At 67.5% G+C, this 20,326-nt stretch carries 19 protein-coding genes; 6 read left to right on the top strand and 13 right to left on the bottom strand.

Going from position 1 to position 20,326, the window contains the following annotated elements; translation table 11 throughout:
* Positions 1-408: 408 nt before the first annotated feature.
* The 8 genes from NR101_RS18590 to NR101_RS18555 all read right to left on the bottom strand — a co-directional run bounded on the left by NR101_RS18590 (position 409) and on the right by NR101_RS18555 (position 10,859).
* Positions 409-1,623 (bottom strand): D-alanyl-D-alanine carboxypeptidase family protein, encoded by a 1,215-nt coding sequence (locus tag NR101_RS18590; protein ID WP_256777469.1) that lies wholly within the window; start codon positions 1,621-1,623, stop codon positions 409-411.
* 103 nt (positions 1,624-1,726) lie between these two features.
* Complete coding sequence (locus tag NR101_RS18585) at positions 1,727-2,965, bottom strand: septal ring lytic transglycosylase RlpA family protein (RefSeq protein WP_256777468.1); 1,239 nt, start codon at positions 2,963-2,965, stop codon at positions 1,727-1,729.
* Entirely contained in the window at positions 2,962-4,107 is a 1,146-nt protein-coding gene (gene mltB, locus NR101_RS18580) for a lytic murein transglycosylase B (protein ID WP_256777467.1), read from the bottom strand. Before mltB ends, NR101_RS18585 begins: the two co-directional genes overlap by 4 nt.
* 756 nt (positions 4,108-4,863) lie before the next feature.
* Positions 4,864-5,976 carry a rod shape-determining protein RodA gene (rodA, locus tag NR101_RS18575; protein WP_256777466.1) on the bottom strand — a complete coding sequence of 371 codons (1,113 nt, stop codon included), beginning with the start codon at positions 5,974-5,976 and terminating at the stop codon, positions 4,864-4,866.
* Positions 5,973-8,045 (bottom strand): penicillin-binding protein 2, encoded by a 2,073-nt coding sequence (gene mrdA / locus NR101_RS18570; protein WP_256777465.1) that lies wholly within the window; start codon positions 8,043-8,045, stop codon positions 5,973-5,975. The genes rodA and mrdA overlap by 4 nt, the downstream gene beginning before the upstream one ends.
* A 1-nt stretch (position 8,046) precedes the next feature.
* Positions 8,047-8,532, bottom strand: a complete 486-nt coding sequence (gene mreD, locus NR101_RS18565) for a rod shape-determining protein MreD (RefSeq protein ID WP_256777464.1) — start codon at positions 8,530-8,532, stop codon at positions 8,047-8,049.
* Positions 8,529-9,683 (bottom strand): rod shape-determining protein MreC, encoded by a 1,155-nt coding sequence (mreC, locus tag NR101_RS18560; RefSeq protein WP_256777463.1) that lies wholly within the window; start codon positions 9,681-9,683, stop codon positions 8,529-8,531. The genes mreD and mreC overlap by 4 nt, the downstream gene beginning before the upstream one ends.
* A gap of 129 nt (positions 9,684-9,812) precedes the next feature.
* On the bottom strand, positions 9,813-10,859 hold the full coding sequence (locus tag NR101_RS18555) for a rod shape-determining protein (RefSeq protein WP_038686189.1): 1,047 nt from the start codon (positions 10,857-10,859) through the stop codon (positions 9,813-9,815).
* Between the two features lie 285 nt (positions 10,860-11,144).
* Between NR101_RS18555 and NR101_RS18550 the strand changes: the two genes are divergently transcribed.
* Positions 11,145-12,083: a carbohydrate kinase family protein gene (locus tag NR101_RS18550; protein WP_256777462.1), complete on the top strand. Its 939-nt coding sequence runs from the start codon at positions 11,145-11,147 to the stop codon at positions 12,081-12,083.
* A 417-nt stretch (positions 12,084-12,500) separates the two neighbouring features.
* Here NR101_RS18550 and NR101_RS18545 read toward each other — a convergent pair whose 3' ends face one another.
* The gene (locus NR101_RS18545) at positions 12,501-13,139 is read right to left on the bottom strand and encodes an HAD family hydrolase (RefSeq protein WP_256777461.1); all 639 of its coding nucleotides are present in this window, start codon (positions 13,137-13,139) and stop codon (positions 12,501-12,503) included.
* On the bottom strand, positions 13,136-13,867 hold the full coding sequence (locus tag NR101_RS18540) for a hypothetical protein (protein WP_256777460.1): 732 nt from the start codon (positions 13,865-13,867) through the stop codon (positions 13,136-13,138). The genes NR101_RS18545 and NR101_RS18540 overlap by 4 nt, the downstream gene beginning before the upstream one ends.
* An 80-nt stretch (positions 13,868-13,947) precedes the next feature.
* Here NR101_RS18540 and NR101_RS18535 point away from each other — a divergent pair, with 80 nt between their 5' ends.
* The gene (locus tag NR101_RS18535; RefSeq protein ID WP_256777459.1) at positions 13,948-14,166 is read left to right on the top strand and encodes a hypothetical protein; all 219 of its coding nucleotides are present in this window, start codon (positions 13,948-13,950) and stop codon (positions 14,164-14,166) included.
* Between the two features lie 260 nt (positions 14,167-14,426).
* On the opposite strand, the gene NR101_RS18530 is transcribed toward NR101_RS18535, so the two are convergent.
* The 3 genes from NR101_RS18530 to ubiE form a co-directional block, all read right to left on the bottom strand.
* A complete protein-coding gene (locus NR101_RS18530) occupies positions 14,427-16,355 on the bottom strand; it encodes a M1 family metallopeptidase (RefSeq protein ID WP_256777470.1) in 1,929 nt (642 codons plus the stop codon).
* 83 nt (positions 16,356-16,438) lie between these two features.
* A complete protein-coding gene (locus NR101_RS18525) occupies positions 16,439-17,302 on the bottom strand; it encodes a GGDEF domain-containing protein (RefSeq protein ID WP_256777458.1) in 864 nt (287 codons plus the stop codon).
* 68 nt (positions 17,303-17,370) lie between these two features.
* Positions 17,371-18,132, bottom strand: coding sequence for a bifunctional demethylmenaquinone methyltransferase/2-methoxy-6-polyprenyl-1,4-benzoquinol methylase UbiE (gene ubiE, locus NR101_RS18520; protein WP_038686180.1), 762 nt, complete (start codon positions 18,130-18,132; stop codon positions 17,371-17,373).
* A 109-nt stretch (positions 18,133-18,241) separates the two neighbouring features.
* Between ubiE and NR101_RS18515 the strand changes: the two genes are divergently transcribed.
* The 4 genes from NR101_RS18515 to NR101_RS18500 all read left to right on the top strand — a co-directional run bounded on the left by NR101_RS18515 (position 18,242) and on the right by NR101_RS18500 (position 20,116).
* Complete coding sequence (locus tag NR101_RS18515; protein WP_256777457.1) at positions 18,242-18,694, top strand: nucleoside deaminase; 453 nt, start codon at positions 18,242-18,244, stop codon at positions 18,692-18,694.
* Positions 18,695-18,908: 214 nt separating this feature from the next.
* Positions 18,909-19,199, top strand: a complete 291-nt coding sequence (locus NR101_RS18510; protein WP_256777456.1) for a hypothetical protein — start codon at positions 18,909-18,911, stop codon at positions 19,197-19,199.
* A gap of 62 nt (positions 19,200-19,261) precedes the next feature.
* Positions 19,262-19,597, top strand: coding sequence for a hypothetical protein (locus tag NR101_RS18505; RefSeq protein WP_256777455.1), 336 nt, complete (start codon positions 19,262-19,264; stop codon positions 19,595-19,597).
* A 99-nt stretch (positions 19,598-19,696) separates the two neighbouring features.
* Positions 19,697-20,116 carry a low affinity iron permease family protein gene (locus NR101_RS18500; RefSeq protein WP_256777454.1) on the top strand — a complete coding sequence of 140 codons (420 nt, stop codon included), beginning with the start codon at positions 19,697-19,699 and terminating at the stop codon, positions 20,114-20,116.
* Positions 20,117-20,326: the final 210 nt, after the last annotated feature.

Raw genomic sequence — 20,326 nt, 5'->3', positions numbered from 1 at the left:
CGGCGTCGGCCTACGGCCGCCCCCTCCTCCTTTATTTCGCCTCCAAGGGCATGGGAGCCCAGCGCCCGACCCACCGACCGGCACAAAAAGCCTGGCTTTCCCCTGCTTACCGCACACCTAGCCCCGAAGCGGCCGGTAGGCTCCTGGGCAAAATAAAGGAGGAGGCCGCCCCGCGGCCGGGGGACATTTGCGCCAGGGGCCTACCGGCCGCTACGGGGCCCTCACGCACGCGAAAGTCCCGAGCGGAGACGCGGCCCTCTCCACAACGGCGCCGGGACTACCCGACGACACGCGTATCGCCCTTTGCCATGTGCTCCGGCCCTGGAACAGGACGCTGTCCTGCATTGGGACAAAAACCCAAAAAAAGACCGGCTTTCGCCGGTCTTTTTTCGATTCAGTGGCGCCGGATCACTCCGATTCCCACCACATCCAGAAGCTGTCCCACAGACGCTTGAAGAAGCCGGCTTCTTCCACGGCGGCCACGGCCACCAGCGGCGCTTCGGCGACCACCTTGCCATCCAGCGTCACCTTCAGCGTGCCGATTTTCTGGCCCGCGGTGAAGGGCGCTTCCAGCGTCTTGGGCACGTCGATGGTCGGCTTGAGGTCGTTGTAACGACCGCGCGGCACGCTCACCAGCATCGGCTGGGCCACGCCCAGCTGCACCGTGTCGGCCTTGCCCTTCCACACCTTGTGGTCGGCCACGGCCTTGCCCGGCTCGTACATGCGGTGGGTTTCGAAGAAGCGGAAGCCCCAGTTGAGCAGGGCCAGACTGTCATCGGCGCGCTGCTTTTCCGAACTACCGCCCAGCACCACCGCGATCAGCCGCTGGTCGCCGCGCTGCGCCGAACTCATCAGGCAGTAGCCGGCCTCGGAGGTATGGCCGGTCTTGATCCCGTCCACGCTGCCATCGCGCCACAGCAGCAGGTTGCGGTTGGGCTGCTTGATGTTGCCGACCGTAAATTCCTTCACCTTGTTGTAGGCGTAGGTTTCCGGATAGTCGCGCACCATCGCCCGGCCCAGCAGCGCCAGATCGTAAGCGGTGCTGTGGTGACCCGGCGCGGTCAGGCCGTGGGCGTTGATGAAGTGCGAGTCCTTCATCCCGATCTTGGCGGCATAGCTGTTCATCAGCGAGGCGAAGGCTTCTTCGCTGCCCGCCACGTGCTCGGCCAGGGCAATCGCGGCATCGTTGCCGGACTGGATCGCCATGCCCTTTTCCATATCTTCCAGACGCGCGGTCTGGTTGACCGGGAAGCCGCTGTAGCTGCCGTCGGTACCGGCGCCGCCTTCGCGCCAGGCCCGCTCGCTCATCATCACCTGGTCATCGGCACGGACCTTGCCGTTCTTGACCTCGGCGGCAACGACATAGGACGTCATCACCTTGGTGATGCTGGCCGGGGCCAGCTGCTCATGTTCGTTTTCGCCAGCCAACACCTGGCCGGTGGCGTAATCCATCAGCACCCAGGCCTTGGAGACACTGGGTTTGGGCGCCGGCGGGGTGGCGACGGTGGCCGGGGCGGCGGCAGGCGCAGGCACCGGCTGGGGGGCCGGCTGCGGGGTCTGGGCGGAGACCATGCCCACGAACAGGGTCGTGGCCATGGCAGCAGCGGCAAAGCGGAATTTCATTGGACAGCAAGCTCCTGGTGGGGCGCCAAGGTGGGAAGACGGAGTGCGGCCATTGTAGGCCGATGCAACGGTATGCGCGGGACGCCGCCGCTCGCGGCGGCGGTCAGTCCTTCACGATCTGCGGCGCACCAAAGCCCAGACCGGCGATGCGGCCGGCAAGTTCCGAGGCGCTGGCGTGGTCGGCCGCCGGCACGCGCAGGCGCCAGAGGGTGCGGCCGCCGCTGACGATGTCGCTGATGCTGGCCCCGACGATGCCGGCCGAAGACAGCTGGCCCAGCGCACGGGTGGCGTTGTCGCGGCTGGCGAAGCTGGCCACCTGCAGGAACACGCTGCCCACCTGCTGGGACAGGCTTGCAGGGGCGGGCACCGGTACGGGGGTCGGGCGGGCCACCGGGCGCGGCGGCACGACGGCGGCCACCAGCGGCGCGGCCGGCAGCGCACTCACGGTAACCGGCGCATCGTCGATCTGTGCGGCCTGGGTCGCGGCCGGGCGGCCACTGGCCACCGTGGTGCCCGCGTAAGCCGGGGCCGTGGCGGCTGGCAGGCGGCCGACCAGCTTGTCCATGTCGCTGGGCGAACGCGTCGGCGCGGCGGCGGCCACGCTTGCGGCCGCGCGGCGCTCGCGACGCGAGGGCTTGTCGGCCAGCAGGTTGTCTTCGCCCGGCGTCAGCGCGCGCACTTCCACGTTGCCGGTGCCGCGCTGGGTAATGCCCAGACGCACGGCGGCGGCATAACTCAGGTCGACCACCCGCCCATCGTGGAACGGGCCGCGGTCGTTGACGCGCACGATCACCGATTCGCCGTTGTCCAGGTTGGTCACCCGCGCAAAGCTCGGCAGCGGCAGGGTCTTGTGGGCGGCGGTGAAGGCGTACATGTCGTACACCTCGCGGTTGGACGTCAGGCGGCCATGGAACTTGGCACCGTAATACGAGGCGGTCCCCTTCTCGGCATAGCCGCTGGTCTTGTCCAGCACCTGGTATTGCTTGCCCAGCACCACGTACGGCGACTTGTTGCCGACCGGCGATCGCGGCAGATCGACCACCTCCGGCTCGGGGATGCAGGCCACGTTGGGAATATAGGTGGGGGTGCTGTCGTTGACGCCGGGCTTGTACAAGCCGCCGGCACGGTAGTCGCCGCGGGTAGTCGGATCTTCGGTGGCCGCCTTGTAGGGCGACCCGTCCGGGCAATGCGCCGGGCGGTTGCCCTTGCCCTGCACCAGGGTGCCGCTGCCGGGCTTGGCGCTGCCGGCGCTGGCCGGCTTCTTCGGCGCGCTGCTGCAGGCGGCGAGCGCCAGGACCAACAGACCGGGGACCAGCCATCTGCAGCGTGCGCGTCCGTTCATGCCGGCGGCAGCTCCTGTCCGGCGATGGCCTGGGACAACTGGTACACGGCCATCGCATACATCTTGGAAAGGTTGTAACGGGTGATCGCGTAGTAGTTCTGGAAGCCCAGCCAGTACTGCTTGCCGGTGCTGCCTTCGAGCGTGATCGGCGTGGCGGTCAGGCCTGCCGGCACCGGCGCGCTGGGCTGATAGCCGCGCTGGGCCAGCTCGGACAGGGTCCAGGTGGGCGCCCACTCGGTCGGATTGAATTCTTCGCGGCCGGCGGCCAGTGTGGCCGGCACCGCGACCGGACCGCCACGCACCCAGCCGCCCTTCTTGACGAAGTAATTGGCGATCGAAGAGAACACGTCGTCGTAGCTGTTGAACAGGTCGCGGCGCCCATCGCCGTTGCCGTCCACCGCGAAGTCCAGGTAGCTGGACGGCATGAACTGGCCCATGCCCATTGCGCCGGCGTAGCTGCCCTTGATCGCGGTGATGTCCAGCTTCTCGTCGCGGGTCAGCGCGAACAGGCGCGCCAGTTCGTCGCGGAAATACAGCTCACGGCGCACTTCGCGCTCGAGCTTGGCCGGATCGCCACTGCGCGGGTACTTGAAGGCCAGCGTGTACAGCGCATCGAGCACGCGGTAGCTGCCGGTGTTGCCGCCGTAGCTGGTTTCCACCCCGATGATCGCCACGATCACCTCGGCCGGCACGCCGGTGCGTTGCTGCACGCGCATCAACTCGTCGCGGTGCTGGGCGAGGAATTTCTTTCCGCCGTCGATCCGCGCCTGGCTGATGAACATCGGCCGGTACTCGTTCCACGGCTTGACCCGCTCGGCGGGTCGCGACATCGCTGCGATGATCGGATCGCGCACCTGCGCCTGGGCCAGCGTGGCCTCGATCTGGGCAGCGGGAATGCCATAGCGTTTTGCGGTGTCGCGCACGAAGTTGGCGCGGGCCACCTCGAACGGCACCGGGGTCAGGTCCACCGGCGCAGCCGTAGCGGCAGCGGCCTCCGGCGCGGCTTCGGCCGGGCCCTTCTGCCCCGGCAACGGCTTGTTGGGGGCACCGGACGCCTGCGGCGACGGTGACGGAGAAGGCGGTTGGGTCGCGCAGGCGACCAAACCGAGCGTAAGCATGCAGGCCAGAGTGCGTCGAATCATCGCGGCAGGTTAGCAGGTCAAGGATGAATTAAAACCCCTAAGACCATGAATCACAACGAATTGCCTGCGATAAGGGACAATCGTTAACGCTGCGTCTACAGTGATCGCAGTCAGATTCCCCATTCAGCCATGGATGCATCCGGGCCCCTGACACATCAGGTGCGGGTCAGCGGCAATTATTAAGGTCTGCCGGTTACGTCCCCATCCCCATGGACGCAACCGGCCAAACCGACCCGGTCGGTACCGGCGCGGCGCGCAACTCCCCAGCGCGCGCCTCGCCCCTTGTACCCGTTGGGTCAACTACTCCCCACCAAGCTCCCCAGGCATGTCGCTTGGCTCGACATACCCCTGCTGGCGGGCCGCCATTGTGCCGTCCGTTTACGACAAGTCCATTGATCAGGATCAACGCACTTCATATCTGTGCGCCACATCTCACTTTTCCGTCACTTTGTTGACGATCCGTGCACCAAACCCGCCAAACCCTGACGCTATAAACCTGCTTTGTCGCATATCCGACCACTCCCAGCCGACCGCAGAGGCGAGCCTTCGCTTCCCCCGCTCAGCCGATGAACCATCCTGCCGCTGGGGGCAGGCCCTGACGGGACCTTGGGCAGCACAGTTGCTGCGATGCGCGGGCATCCCTTGCCGCCGCGCGGACCTGAGCCGATCCCGACCGAGCGCGGAGCGCAGCCGCTCGTCGAGGAGGGCGGGCAGTCAGCGAACAGCAGCCACGCATGGCGTGGCGCTACCCAGGGGTCAGCCGTAGCCGCCGTGGACGGGCTGATGCTTGCGCGCGGCCATCACCAGGCCGAAACCGGCCAGCAACGACACCGCCGACGTGCCGCCGTAGCTGATCAGCGGCATCGGCACGCCCACCACCGGCAGCAGGCCGGAAATCATCCCGCCGTTGACCAGCACGTACACGAAGAACGCCAGGCCCGTGGCACCGGCCAACAGCCGCGAGTACGAATCGCGCGATTGCGAGGCGATCCACAGGCAGCGCCCGATCACCACCAGGTACAAGGCCAGCACCGTCGCCACCCCGATCCAGCCGAACTCCTCGCTGAGCACCGAGAACGCAAAGTCCGTGGTCTGCTCGGGAATGAAGTTCAGGTGCGACTGCGAACCCTGCCCCCAGCCCTTGCCATCGAATCCGCCCGACCCGATCGCGATCTTGGACTGGATGATGTTCCAGCCTGCGCCGAGCGCATCCATCTCCGGATCCAGGAACATCATGATGCGGTCCTTCTGGTAGGGCCGCAGCAGCCAGAACCACGCCACCGGCGCCGCTGCCGCCACGCCGCCGACCGCCACGCCCACCCACCACCACGGCAGACCGGCCAGCAACAGCACGAACGCGCCGCTGGCCGCGATCAGCACGCCGGTACCGAAGTCCGGCTGCAGCATCACCAGCCCGGTCGGCACGCCGATGATCACCGCGCTGACCATCACCGTGGAAAAACGCGGTGGCAGCGGCATGCGGTGCAGGTACCAGGCCACCATCATCGGCAGACTGACCTTGAGCAGCTCGGCCGGCTGCAGGTAGAACAGTTTCAGATCCAGCCATTGCCGACCGTACTTGCCCGTGCCGAGCACGAACACCGCCAGCAGCGGGATCATCGAGATCGCATAGATCAACGGCGTGGCCGAGCGGATGCGCAGGATCGACACCCGCGAGATCGCCCACATGGCGCCCAACCCGACCACGAAGCGCGCGCCCTGGGCGAACACCAGGCCGTCGCCGCCGGCGCTCTTGAGCACCGCCAGCCCGATCAGCATCAGCGCACCCAGGGCCAGGCACAGCACCCAGTCCAGCGTGCTGCTGAAACGCACGACCATGTCGGTCGCCCAGCGCAGGAAGACCTTCATCGCGCACGCTCCGGGGTTGTCGGCGGCGGTGCGGCGGCCGGCACCGGCGCGCCAGGGGCAAGCGGTGACGGCGCGGGAACCGGCGCGCTCGGCAGGCCCACCACGATCGGCAGCGATTCCAGCAGCGCAGCCGCGGCATCGCCGGCGGCCCGCGCGTTGCTGTCACCGCTGTCGAACCCGGTGATGCCGATCGCGGTGGTACCCCGCTCGCTGTCCAGGGGTTCCAGCCCGTCGGGCATCTTGCCCAGCAGCCACGCATCGAACAGCTTGCGCGCGATCGGCGCTGCGGCCGAGCCGCCGTAGCCGCCGCCCTCGACCGCGATCGCCACGGCGATCACCGGGTTCTCGGCCGGCGCGAAGCCGACAAACAACGAGCGGTGACGCAGGTGCATCGGCAGGCTCTTGGGGTTCACCGCCGCCGTACCACGGCGGCTGATCACCTGCGCGGTGCCGGTCTTGCCGGCGATCGTGTACGGCGCGCCGGCCGCGGCCCGCGCGCCACTGCCGCCCGGGCGCATGGTGCCCATCATGCCTTCGCGCACGGCCTGCAGATTGCCGGGATTGGGGCTGACCGGCTTGGTCTCGCCGGCCGGCACCGGGGTCCAGTCGGCATCGAAGCCGGCCCGCTCCTGCATCACCAGGTGCGGGGTGCGCAGCTGGCCGTTGCCGATCCCGGCGATGCCGTGCACCAGCTGCAACGGGGTGACCTTCCAGTCACCCTGGCCGATGCTGACATTGACCGTGTCGCCGGGATACCAGCGCTCCTTGCGGGTTTTGTACTTGTGCTGCGGCGAGGGCAGGATGCCGCCGATCTCGCCGGTGAGGTCGATGCCGGTCGCTTCGCCGAAGCCGTAATAGCCCATGTAGTGGTCGAAGCGCTCGATGCCCATGTCCAGCGCCAGCTTGTAGTAATACGTGTTGACCGACTGGGTGATCGACTTGCGCAGATCGGTCCAGCCATGCCCGCCGCGGTTGGCATCGCCCCAGCCGCGCGAGGTGCCGGGCAGGTAGAACATGCCGGTGGACAGGATCTTGTCTTCGGGCTTGCGCGTGCCGCTGTCCAGGCCGGCCAGGCCGATCAGCGGCTTGATCGTCGAACCCGGCGCCACGCCACCCAGCACGAGCCGGTTGAACTGCGGCCGCGAGGGGTTGTCGTTGAGCGCCTTGAAATCGGCATGCGAGATGCCATTGACGAACAGGTTCGGGTCATACGAGGGCAGGCTGACCATGGCCAGCACCTCGCCGGTGCGCGGGTCCATCGCCACCGCCGCGCCGTCGAAATCGCCGAAAGCGGCCACCATCGCGCGCTGCAGATCGGCATCGATGGACAGCCGCAGATCGCTGCCGGACTGCGCGGCGACCCGGCCGATGGTGCGGATCGCGCGGCCCTGCACGTTGGTCTCGACCTGCTCGTAGCCGACCTTGCCGCGCAGTTGCTGCTCATAATAGCGCTCCAGCCCGGACTTGCCGATGTGGGTCAGCGCCGCATTGCCCTCGCCGAGGATCTCCAGGTCCTTGTCATCGACCCGGCCGACGTAGCCGATGATGTGCGCGAACAGGTCGCCGTACGGGTAGCGACGGGTCAGGTACGGCTCCAGCTCCACGCCGGGATAGCGCCAGCGGTCGACCGCGAAGCGCGCCATTTCCTCATCGCTGACGCGCAGCTTGAGCGTGACCGGCAGGAACTTGCGGCGGGCCTTGCGCGACTTGTTGAAGGTCTCGATGTCCTCCGGGCTGAGGTCGAGGATCTTCGCCAGCCCGGCCAGGGTGGCGTCCATGTCCTTGACCTTGTCCGGGGTGATGTCCAGCCGGAACGCAGGCACGTTCTCGGCCAGCAGGCGCCCGTTGCGGTCGTAGATCATCCCGCGCCCGGGCACCACCGGCCGCGGCTTGATGCGGTTGGCCTCCGAGCGGGTGGCATAGACGTCGTGGTCCAGCACCTGCAGCTTGAAGTACCAGCCGCCCAGCCCGATCAGGCAGACCAGCACGCCAAGGAAGCCCAGCGCGGCACGGCGCCGGAACTGTTCCGCTTCGGCGTGGGGATTCTTGGCCTGGCGGCGCACGTACATGTCAGCGACCGCGACGCCCGAAGCGCACCGCATCGAGCAGCACGAACAGCAGCGGCCACAGGCCCATGCCGAGCAGCGGCGCCCACCAGTACGACCACGGCAGGGTCGGTTCGCCGACCACGATATGCACCACCGAACTGACGATGCGGTCGTTGAACAGCAACCCGCCGATGGCCAGCATCTGCTGGGACATCGGGAAGAAGCGGATGCGGGCGCGGAAGCGCTGCAGGATGAAGGTGAGCATCACCAGCCGCAGTGCCTGTTCGCCCAGCACCCCGCCGTACAGCAGGTCGGCGACCACGCCGCTGGCAAACGCGATGCCCAGCCCGACCCGGTCCGGCGCTTCGATCACCCAGTAGGCCAGCACCAGTGCCAGCCAGTACGGCCGCAGCGGCTGCAGCAACGCCGGCAGCGGCAGCAGGCCCAGCAGCAGCGCCAGCACCACGCTGACCGGCAGCACCCACGGTTTGTCGCGCAGGCGGCTCATTCGCGGTTCTCCACCGATTCCGGCTGCCGAGCATGGCTCGGCACTACCGTGGATTCAGGGGCGGCGGCGGCCGGTGCGGGCGTCGGTGCCTGGCGCGGCTTGGCCGGCGTCGACGCTGGCGCGGTCGTGGGTGCGCCGGCCGCTGGGCTGGCCGGGGGCGCACCCGGCACAGCCGTCGAGGCTGCGGGCGGAGTCGTGGTCGCTGCGGCGGGCGACGCGGGGCCGGCGGTGGCGTCGGTCGGCGCCTGCTGCAGCGGCGTGGTGGCAGGGCCACCGGCTTCGCCTTGAAGCCGCAGGTTCGGCGGAATCCGGATCGCCGCGCCCGGGCGCAGCAGCAGTACATCGCGGCCGCGATCCAGCTGCGCGGCTGGCTTCAACTCACCCACCAGGAACGCGTGGGTGTCATCGGGCCGCAGCGCGGTGATCTTGCCTACCGGGAAGCCGGCCGGGAAACGCCCGCCCAGGCCGGAGGTGACGATCTCATCGCCCACTTCCACCCCCGCGCTGAGCGGAATGTCGCGCAGTTCCAGGGTGTCCCCACGCCCGTACACGATCAGCCGCACGCCGTTGCGCGCCACGGTCACCGGCACCGCGTGGTCCGGGTCGGTCAGCAGCAGCACGGTGGCATTGCTGCCGGTGGTGGCGATCACTTGGCCCATCAGGCCACCGGCATCGATCACCGCCTGTCCCAGGTGCACGCCGTCGCGGCTGCCGGCGGCCAGCACCAGGCGTTGCCGCACCGGGTCCAGGTCGATATCCAGGATCGGGGCCAGTTGCACGTCCAGGCCGCTGCGCTCGGCCACGTTGAGCAGTTCGCGCAGCTGTGCGTTGTCCAGCGCGGCGGTCTGCAGGCGGGTCAGGCGCGCGTTGGCGATCAGCAGCTTGTTGCGCAGCTCGCGGTTTTCATCGACCAGCTGGCCATGGCTGGCCGCGTTGTCCTTGACCTGGGTGCCCAGGCGGCCCGGCAAGCCGGCCAGCGCCCACACCGGCTGCACCAGCACGTTGGCCTGGGTGCGCAGACGCGACAGCCAGCCGGCCTGGTCGTCGAGCACGATCAGGGTGATGGCCAGGGCCAGGTAGGCGAGCAGCCGCAGTGGACTGGCGGCATCGCCCTGACGGGAGGCTACGGGGGGACCGGCGTAGGGCGGCACGACTGGCTTCGACTGGAGGACGACAGGAAGGGGATGCGACAACGCCCCGGCGCTGCGATGCCCGGCGTGGCAGGCACGCAGCGGGCATCACGCCGCAGGGGCGCGTCCATGGAACAAAGCGGGTGCCGCTTACTCCGGCGCAAAGAACTCGTTGCCGTGCATGTCCACCAGCTCCAGCGCACGACCGCCACCACGGGCCACGCAGGTCAGCGGATCGTCGGCCACCTGCACGTGCAGGCCGGTCTCTTCGGAGATCAGGCGGTCCAGGTCGCGCAGCAGCGCGCCACCACCGGTGAGCACGATGCCGCGCTCGGCGACGTCGGCACACAGTTCCGGCGGGGTCTGTTCCAGCGCCAGCTTGACCGCGCTGACGATGCCCGACAGCGGCTCGTGCAGGGCTTCCAGCACCTCGTTGGAGTTGATCTTGATCATCTTCGGCACGCCCTCGGCGAGGTTGCGGCCGGAGATTTCCATCTCGATCACTTCCGCCTGCGGGTAGGCGCAGCCGAGCTCGACCTTGATCCGCTCGGCCGTCGCTTCACCGATCAGCATGCCGTGGTTGCGGCGCACGTAGTTGGTGATCGACTCGTCGAAGCGGTCGCCGCCGATGCGCACCGAGGCCGAATACACGATGCCGTTGAGCGAGATGACCGCCACTTCGGTGGTGCCGCCGCCGATGTCGATGACCATCGAACCGCGCGCCTCGGTCACCGGCATGCCGGCGCCGATCGCGGCGGCCATGGGCTCTTCGATCAGGAACACATCACGCGCACCGGCCTCCTCGGCCGATTCCTTGATGGCGCGGCGCTCGACCTGGGTCGAGCCGGCCGGCACGCAGACCAGCACGCGCGGGCTCGGGCGCAGGAAGCGCGACTTGTGCACCTTCTTGATGAAGTGCTTGAGCATCGCCTCGGTGTAGGTGAAGTCGGCGATGACGCCGTCCTTCATCGGGCGGATGGTGGTGATGTGGCCCGGGGTACGGCCCAGCATCTGCTTGGCTTCGGCGCCCACGGCAGCCACGGAACGGGTGCCACCAATGGCACGGTCCTGGCGCACGGCGACCACGGACGGCTCATTCAGCACGATCCCCTGCCCACGCACATAGATGAGGGTGTTGGCCGTGCCCAGGTCGATGGACAGGTCATTGGAGAACATGCCGCGCAGTTTCTTGAACATCTGGGTGTTGATCCTGAGGGGTGTCGCGCCCAACGCGGGATGGCGAAAAAATGGGCAGAATTCGAGGCCGACAAGCCTAGCAATCCCCCTGTGTGCGAGCAAGGACAAATCTGGTGCAAAGCCAGCCTTCACGGCCATTCAGCCGAAAATTTCCGACGCTGGACAGTCCCGGTTCTGGCCCAAAGCCGCCTCACCCGTTAACCTTTGCGCCGCAGGGCGCCGCAGGGCGCCGTTTCGTTGCCCGCCTGGCGGGCCTCAAACTCCTTTCCGCATAGGCCTTAATCGATGTCCGCTTTGATCTGTGGTTCTCTTGCCTTCGACACCATCATGGTGTTCCCGGACCAGTTCAAGAATCACATCCTGCCGGACAAGGTGCACATCCTGAACGTGTCGTTCCTGGTGCCGCGCATGCGTCGTGAATTCGGGGGTTGCGCAGGCAACATCGCCTACAACCTGCACCTGCTGGGCGGCGATCCGATCCCGATGGGCACGGTGGGCTCGGACTTCGGCCCGTACCGGGAGTACTTCCAGGGGTTGGGCATCGACCTGGCCCGGGTCAAGGTGATCGACGAGCTGTTCACCCCGCAGGCGTTCATCACCACCGACCACGACAACAACCAGATCACCGCCTTCCACCCGGGCGCGATGATGCGGTCCTACGAGAACCACGTGAAAGACGTGCCGGGCGTGACCCTGGGCCTGGTCGGCCCGGACGGGCGCGAAGGCATGATCCAGAATTCCGAGGAATTCTTCGCCGCCGGCATCCCGTTCATCTTCGACCCCGGCCAGGCCATGCCGCTGTTCAACGGCCCGGAGCTGCGCACCTTCATCGAGCAGGCCGACTACGTGGTAGTCAACGACTACGAGTCCAACCTGCTGCAGGAGCGCACCGGCTGGGACGAAAAGGCGATCGTGAGCCGGGTCAAGGCCTATATCACCACCCGAGGCCCGAAGGGCGCGGTCATCCACACCCCCGAAAAGACCTACGACATCCCGCCGGCGCACGAGCGCCGCGTGGTCGACCCGACCGGCTGTGGCGACGCGTTCCGCGCCGGCCTGATCTACGGCATCGAAAAGGGCTACGACTGGCTGACCATCGGCCGCATGGGCAACCTGATGGGCGCGCTGAAGGTCGAGCATCCGGGCACGCAGAACCAGCGTTTCACCTTTGATGAGTTCAACGAGCAGTTCAAGCAGCAATTCGGTTACGCCCTGAACGTTTGATCGCGGTGCGATCAAACGCTGCCCACGATTCGCTCTGGCGAATCGCGGGCCCCTGGGGCATGCCACCTCATCCCCGCGCCGTTGGCGCGCCCCCTTGAACATCAAGGGGGCTCTTGACCAGCGGTGGATCGGGACGTGTCGGGGTAGAGCCGGGCCATGCCCGGCTGCTTGCGGTACCGTTGCCGCGACGCCGTGAATCGCTCGCCGTCCCCGGCGGTAGGGTCGGCTCCGGATCGACCGCCGACCGTGCTGGCCACTGCTGGAACGCATGACGTTGGATCACGGCGGCTTCTGCCGTTACCGCGGCGCAGATCGCTGCGTTGGTCGCGCCGATCGGTGATGACGGCAGTCGATCGGGATCCGACCCGACCGGTATCGCCGACCCGGCACAGCGCCTGCTCCGCCGGGGGCCAGCGATCAGGCCGAGGGCCCCTGCCCTGCCCACTCCGCCAGCACGTCGCCACAATCGGCGCGGTGCCAATATGCCAGGCCCGGCCACGGGTTGTCCGGGGCATTGACCAGCAGCGTGCGCGTGCCGGCGGCGCGGCCGCATTCCAGGTCGAAACGGTGGTCGCCGACCATCACCACCTGCTGCGGGTCGATCTGCCAGCGTTGCACGAAGTACTGCAGCCCCGCCGGCGACGGCTTGGGCGTGGCCTCGTCGCGGCCGACGATGTCATCGGCGCCGAACACGTCCGCCAGCCCGATCGCCTGCAGCGTCACCTGCGCCAGTTCGCGCGCGTTGCGGGTGAGGATGCCCAGTCGGCAGCCGGCGGCGTGCAGCGCGCGGACCAACGCCACCGCGCCGGGTGCTGCGCGTGCGCCCTCGGCCAGGTCGCGCTCATGGGCAAGCAGCCAGGCGTGTTTGGCATCGGCTTGGTCGGCCGGCAGCGCGGCCAGGTGGGCGAGGATGTCTTCCTCGAGCGGAATCGCCAGCGCACGCTTGATCTGTTCGAAATCGTGCACCGCCACGGTCAGCGTGCCGTCCATGTCGAACACCCAGTGATGCATCGCCGACAGCGGCAGCGCTGCCGGCGTCAGCGCTGCGCCGGTCATTCCCACCACTTCGGCATGCGGTGGGTGTCCACGCCACCGGTCTCGAACTCCGCCGTGCGGGTGCCGCCGGCCTTGACCGGGAATTCAACGCTGATCACCTTGGCCTTGCGCGCCAGCTTCCACAGCGCCTTCTGGTCGGTGATGAACATCGCGATGGCCTCGTCGGTCTTCGGCCGCCAGGCCGCCATCGCGATCGGCTTGCCGCCGTCCACGCTGACCTGCACCTTGCACTGCGGGCAGCGGAAATCACCGGCCTGCAGCACCAGGTAGGCGTGGCGCTTCCACTCCGGATGGTCGCGGAACACCAGCTGCACCGGCTTGGGGCCGCTACCGTCCACGTCCACGCGCGCCTTGCTGAAGATCTGCGCCGAGAACTGCGTTCCCTTGGTGCCGACAGGAATCTGGTTGTACTGCCACAGCCCCTGCATGCGGCGCAGGTCGCGGGCGGCGTCGCCCTTGGCCTGGACCTCGGCGAAGCCCGGCTCGATCCGCGCGGCCACGTCGGTGTCCTTGTACTGATCCAGCAGCGCGCCGCCGTGGATGCGTGCGCGCTCCCAATCCTGCGCGGCCACGGCCATATCGTATTCCTTGGCCACGCCTTCGGCCTTGGCTTCCTGCTGCGCCTTGGCGGCAGCGGCGGCGGCTTCCTGCGCCTTGCGTTCTTCCTCCGGGTTGCTGCAGGCCGCCAGCGCGAAGGCACAGGCGGCGGCCAGGATGAGTCGTTTCATTGCGTACTCCGTGATTGGCAAGGCGCCCGATGGCGTCACCCAACTACTGTATCGCCTGAGGCAGCGAAGAGCAGCCGGGCATGGCCCGGCTCTACCGAATCGCGGGATGCGGCGAAGCGCAGCCGGGCATGGCCCGGCTCTACCGAATCGCGGGATGCGGCGAAGTGCAGCCGGGCATGGCCCGGCTCTACCGAATCGCGGGATGCGGCGAGGCGCAGCCGGGCATGGCCCGGCTCTACCGAATCGCGGGATGCGGCGAAGTGCAGCCGGGCATGGCCCGGCTCTACCGAGTCGCGTGATGCGGCGAAGCGCAGCCGGGCATGGCCCGGCTCTACCGAATCGCGGGATGCGGCGAAGTGCAGCGGGCAGCCCGGCTCTATCGGTGCGCTACGCATGCCCGACCGGCATTGCGCCCGGCTCGCGCGGTACCGGAGCGGTAGTGCCCTGCTCGGCAGCGGCACCACGCGGACAATAAAAAAACGGCGGGTTTTCCCGCCGTTTCCAGGCATTGCGTCGCACCGTAGCCGCTGGCCGGGGATGCCCCGGCCAGCGACGGGCATTATTTCGCGCTTGCCTTGTCCAGCATGTCCTGCACCGAGGCGGTGGTGATCGGGTGGTAACCCGGCTTGGCCTTCTCGAAGGCAGCCTTGGCGAACGCCAGGCCTTCGGGCGTCTTCACCAGTTCGGCGTAGATCGGCAGGATCAGCTTGCGGCGACCGACGCGTTCGATGAAGGCCGCGGCCGGCTCATTCGCTTCGGTGTAACCGCTGCGGATGGCCAGCGGATACCAGCGCATCGCGATTTCGCCATTGGCGGTACCGGTGAAGTGGTAGGCCTTGTCCAGCGCCGCCAGCTTGTCCACCGGCAGGGTCTTGCCCAGGCCGTCGATGAAGTGCACCCATTCCTGGGTGACCCACTCGCCGGTAATCTGCGCGCTGGGCAGCGTGCCACTGCCCTGCCACGCAATGCGCGCGGTATCGACGATGGAGAAGTTGCGCGAGCGGGCCTTGGTGGCGAACGCCGGGATGCCTGGCTCGTCCAGCCACGCCTTCAGCTCGGCGTCGGTGACCGCGCCGGGCTTCTTGTCGAGCAGGTTCTTCTTGAGGTACACCACGAACTGGTCGGTGTTGGCGCTCTGGAAGGCATGGTCATCGAACCAGCCGCGCAGGAACGGATCAAACGTTGCACGGCCGAAACGCTGCTCCAGGAACTGCAGGAACCACGCGCCCTTGACGTACGCAACCTGGCTCAGCGCATCGTCCGGATCACGCTCGGTCAGCGGCGGCAGCGCCAGGGCCTGGTCGGCCGGGCTCATGTCCTTCACTTCGGCGAGCAGATCGTTCTGGTCGATCTCACGCTCCATCTCGGCCATCTCCTGGCCGTACAGCGCCTCGGTGATGCGGCCCTGGACGTAGGTGGTGAAGCCTTCGTTGAGCCAGATGTCCTTCCAGCTGGCATTGGTCACCAGGTTGCCCGACCAGCTGTGCGCCAGTTCATGGGCGACCAGCGAGACCAGCGACTTGTCACCGACGATCACCGTCGGGGTGGCGAAGGTCAGGCGCGGGTTTTCCATGCCGCCAAACGGGAACGACGGCGGCAGCACCAGCATGTCGTAGCGGCCCCAGCGGTATTCGCCGTAGAGCTTCTCGGCGGCACCGATCATTTTCTCGGTGTCTTCGAACTCCTTGGCGGCCTTGCCGACCATGGTCGGCTCGGCCCACACGCCGGAACGGCCGGAGATCGGTTCGAACACCAGGTCGCCGGCGGCGATGGCCAGCAGGTAGGACGGGATCGGCTGCGGCATCTTGAAGGTGTAATCACCGTCACGCGCGGCCTTGGGATCGTTGTCGGCGCTCATCAGCACCATCACGTCCGGGCGCGAGACCACGTGCGCGCTGTAGGTGAAACGCACGCTCGGGGTGTCCTGCAGCGGCACCCACGAACGGGCGTGGATGGCCTGGGACTGGCTGAACATGAAGGGCAGCTTCTTGCCCTCGGTCATGGACGGCTCCAGCCACTGCAGGCCCGACGCGGTCGGCGCGGTGTGATACGTGATCACGACCTTGGACGGCTGATCCGGGGCCTCGATGCTCAGCTTGCTGCCGAACACCTTGTCGGCCGGGGCCAGCACGAAGGGCAGCGGCGCGGCCTTGCCGTCGGCGGCGATCGCCTCGACCTTCTCCACGGTGAGTTCGCGGGTGTCCAGCACCAACTGCTTGGCCGCCTTGTCCTTCCACTCCAGGGTGTAGGTGGCGGTGCCGCCGATCTGCTTGCTGTCGAAATCCAGCTTCAGGTCCAGCGCCAGGTCCTTGACCACGACCTTGTCCGGCTCGGCGTAGGAACTCTCGTCATGACTGCGGCTGTCGGCTTTCATGGCAGTGCTCGCCGGGGCGGTGGCAGTGGGCGCGGCGGTAGGTGCCGCAGGTTCTTTGGAACAGCCGGCGGCCAGCGCCACGGCCAAGGGAATGAACAGGAACGGAGATCGCATGGACATCGGGACCGATCAGGGTGAAACGACCAGTTTACCCCTGTAAGCGCCACCCGGCAGCGCAGCTGCGACGCGTTGCGTATTCAGTCGCCATCGCAGCACAGACGGGCACCGCCTGCGTACTTGGCCCGGTACATCGCCGCGTCGGCGCGCCGGTACAGTTCGCGCAGGTCTTCGCCGGCGCGGTAGCCGGCCCCACCCGCACTGGCCTTGAGGGGAATCTCCTCGCCGACGATGCCATCCATCGCCTGCAGCCAGCGGCGCAGGCGTTCGCACGCCACCTCGTGGCTGGCGTGCACCGCCAGCACGAACTCATCGCCGCCCCAGCGCCCGATCCAGTCGCCGGGCTGCAGCCACTGCCGCGCCGATTCCACCAGCCGCACCAGCACCTGGTCGCCGACCAGATGGCCGTGGGCATCGTTGATCGGCTTGAGGTTGTCCAGGTCCACCACGAACAGGCTCAGTGGCTGCCGACGTGACTGCGCCTGCCGCGCCGACTCGGCCAGCGCCTGCTCACAGCCACGACGGTTGAGCGCCTGGGTCAGCGGATCCAGCAGCACGCTGCGGCGCAGGTCGCGCAGGCCGGCATCGACCCCATGCAGGTTGCGGTTGATGCTGCGCAGCAGCCGGCCGATCTCGTCGTGGCCCAGGTCGGGCAGATGCGGCAGGCGCTGTTCGTCGTAGTAGGCCTCCAGCGCGTCGGCGGCCTGGCGCAGCGGCGCCATCAACCGGTACAGCGCCATCATCGCCATCGCCGTGCCGACCAGGGTCGCGGCCAGCACCACCCCGACCACCGTCCACATCGTGTCGCGCTGGTAGTGGCCGGTAAAGGCGAGCCACAGCAGTAACACCAGCAGCGGCACATGCAGGCCCACGAACACCACGCTCATCAGCTTGGCGCTGAACGAGCGTGGGAAGACGCGGGCCAGGCCGCGGTACAGACGCATGGCAGGCCCTCTCTGACAGCCTGCCCGCAGTGTGGCCGAGCGTGCTCAGCCGGAACCGGAACTGGGTCTCAAACCTTGTAGCCGGAGTGAATCGAAACGATGCCGCCGGTCAGGTTCTTGTAATGGCAGCGCGCGAAGCCCGCCTCACCCATCATGGTCTTGAGCTGCTCCTGCGGCGGGTGCTTGCGGATGCTCTCGGCCAGGTACTGGTAGCTGTCGCCGTCACGGGCGAACAGCTGGCCCAGCTTGGGCAGGATCTTGAACGAATGGAAATCGTAGATCGGCTTGAACCAGTCCGCAGTGACCTCGGAGAACTCCAGCACGCGTGCCTGGCCGCCCACCTTGAGCACGCGGTACATCTCGCGCAGGCCGGCGTCCTTGTCGGTGACGTTGCGCAGGCCGAAGGCGATGGTGACCAGGTCGAAGCTGGCGTCCGGGAACGGCAGCGCCTCGGCGTTGCACTGGACGTACTCCAAGCCCTTCACCAGCCCGCGGTTCATCAGCCGGTCGCGGCCGACCGAGAGCATGCCGGCGTTGATATCGCCCAGCACCACCTCGCCCTCGTCACCCACCCGCTCCTTGATCAGCGCGGCGATGTCGCCGGTGCCGCCAGCCAGGTCGAGCACGCGGTCGCCCGGCTTCACCTGCGCGGTGGCCACGTAGTAGCGCTTCCACGCCCGGTGGATACCCAGGCTCATCAGATCGTTCATCAGGTCGTAGCTGCGCGCGACCGAGGTGAACACTTCGCCCACCAGCTTCTGCTTGTCCTTTGCAGCGACGTCGCGGAAGCCGAAGTGGGTGGTGCCAGTCTTGTAGGGGGATTCGCTCATGGGTGGATTATCGCACCGCTGGCAGCGCTGCGGCACCCGGGGGCTGCGACCCGGTGCCGCGGCGGCGGCGGGCCACTATCATGGCGGTCCAGATACGTATGGAATGCCCATGATCACCACCCCCGACTACGCCGCCCTGCTTGAAACCGCCATCGCCGAAGCCCGCCAGGGCCTGGCCGAAGGCGGCATCCCGATCGGCGCGGCCCTGTACCACACCGATGGCCGCCTGCTCGGCTGCGGCCACAACCGCCGCGTGCAGGAAGGCGACCCGTCGGTGCACGGGGAGACCGACGCGTTCCGCAAGGCCGGCCGCCAGCGCCGCTACCAGGACACCATCATGGTGACCACGCTGGCGCCCTGCTGGTACTGCAGCGGACTGGTGCGCCAGTTCAACATCGGCACGGTGGTGGTGGGCGAATCGGTCACCTTCCAGGGCGGCATCGAGTGGCTGCGCGAGAACGGGGTCAAGGTGATCGACATGCAGAGCCAGGCCTGCATCGACCTGCTGGGCGGCTTCATCTCGGCACACCCCGAGGTCTGGAACGAAGACATCGGCGAGTGAGCGAAATGCGCTGCGACGTCGGGTCGCAGCGCGCCCACTCTGAACGCTTCAGTTGCCGACAGGTACGTGAACACGCTGTGCCAGCAGCGTCTTGCGCGCAGGAACGCCCGCAGCAGGCACACCTGCAGCACCCCGTGCTTACGCGGTGCTAACAAACCGGCCGCCGCGACGGCCTATGGTGGGGACACAGGGGCAACAACGTCGAGGAGACGTCATGAACGCCCGAATACGCCCCGCCGCTGCCCTTGATCCCGCGTTGTCCGCGGCCTGGGAGCAGCTGCAACGACACTACGCGGCGCATCAGAATTCCGCGCCCTTCTGGAGCGCCTACCAGGCCATCCAGGACGCGTTGACGCACCGTCATCCCCAGCACCGGATCGATGTCTGCAACCGACTGGCCACCCTGGCCGAGCGCCTGGGCGTGGTGGCTCACGCACAGCTGCTGGCCGAGCGCCGGCCTGAACGTGTCAGTGTCGACCGCCACGCAGGCTCCACGCCTTCATAACGTCGCATGCACTGCGCTTTACGCACTCTTGCTGGACTCCCTTCTTGCATATCGAAACAACCATGTCTTCCGCCCAGATTTCCATCCCCGCCGTGATCGACGTCGACGCCGAAGTGGCTTACTGGCGCCAGCGCCATGCCGACGGCAACCTCGGCACGGGCTCGTTCGGCCATTACGTACCGTGGATCAAGTTCGCCTGCGATTCGCTGATCACTCAGCCGCGCGCCACCGATGAGCAGCGCGATGAGATGTTCCAGACCCATTACGCGCTGCAGATCATGCCGCGCCTGAGCGAAGAGCAGGCCCGCGTGTTCGTCGAGCAATGCTGGGAACATGTGTACCTTGCCAGCCGTCACGACGTGGCCTCGCGCCCGCGTCTGGGCGCCGCGCGCGCCTGATTGTTCCTGTGCGCTGGCGGCTGCCGACCCGCCGTCACTGCACGATGCGTACACGGCGCGCGGCCAATGATGAGGCACCTTCGCTACCCGTAGTACCGCATGAAACTGCGCAGTGTGTTCAACCTGGTCGCCAAGAAGGCGTCGTATGCCGCCGGCACGCCGTGGACCTTCCTGGCCGCCGTCACGATCGTGGTGCTGTGGGCGCTCAGCGGCCCGATCTTCAAGTTCAATGACACCTGGCAGCTGGTGATCAACACCGGTACCACCATCATCACCTTCCTGATGGTGTTCCTGATCCAGCACAGCCAGAACGCAGACGCCGCCGCCGTCCAGATCAAGCTGGACGAGCTGATCCGCGCCACTGCCGAGGCCAACAACGAGCTGCTCGACCTGGAAGAACTGGACGAGAGGCGGCTCGAAGAAATCCGCAGTGAATACGAGCGCATGGCACGCGAAGCGGGCGATGCGCTGGAACGAGCGCGACGCTGCCACGGCGACGGACGCGCCGACGACCGTTGATCCGGGCGTCCATGACGGCGGAACGCAGAGCAGCCGAGCATGGCTCGGCTCTACCCGATGCCAAGCACCGCGCCGCACCGGTAGTGCCGAGCCATGCTCGGCAACCGCGCACCGCGCGGCACCTCCATCCGGCGCCAATCACCCGAACGGCGATATGTCGCGCCTGCAACGCAGAGCAGCCGAGCATGGCTCGGCTCTACCCGATGCCAC

This window comes from Stenotrophomonas sp. Ste86, assembly GCF_024519465.1.
Classification (GTDB): Bacteria; Pseudomonadota; Gammaproteobacteria; order Xanthomonadales; family Xanthomonadaceae; genus Stenotrophomonas.
This window is presented reverse-complemented; position numbering and strand designations above follow the sequence as displayed.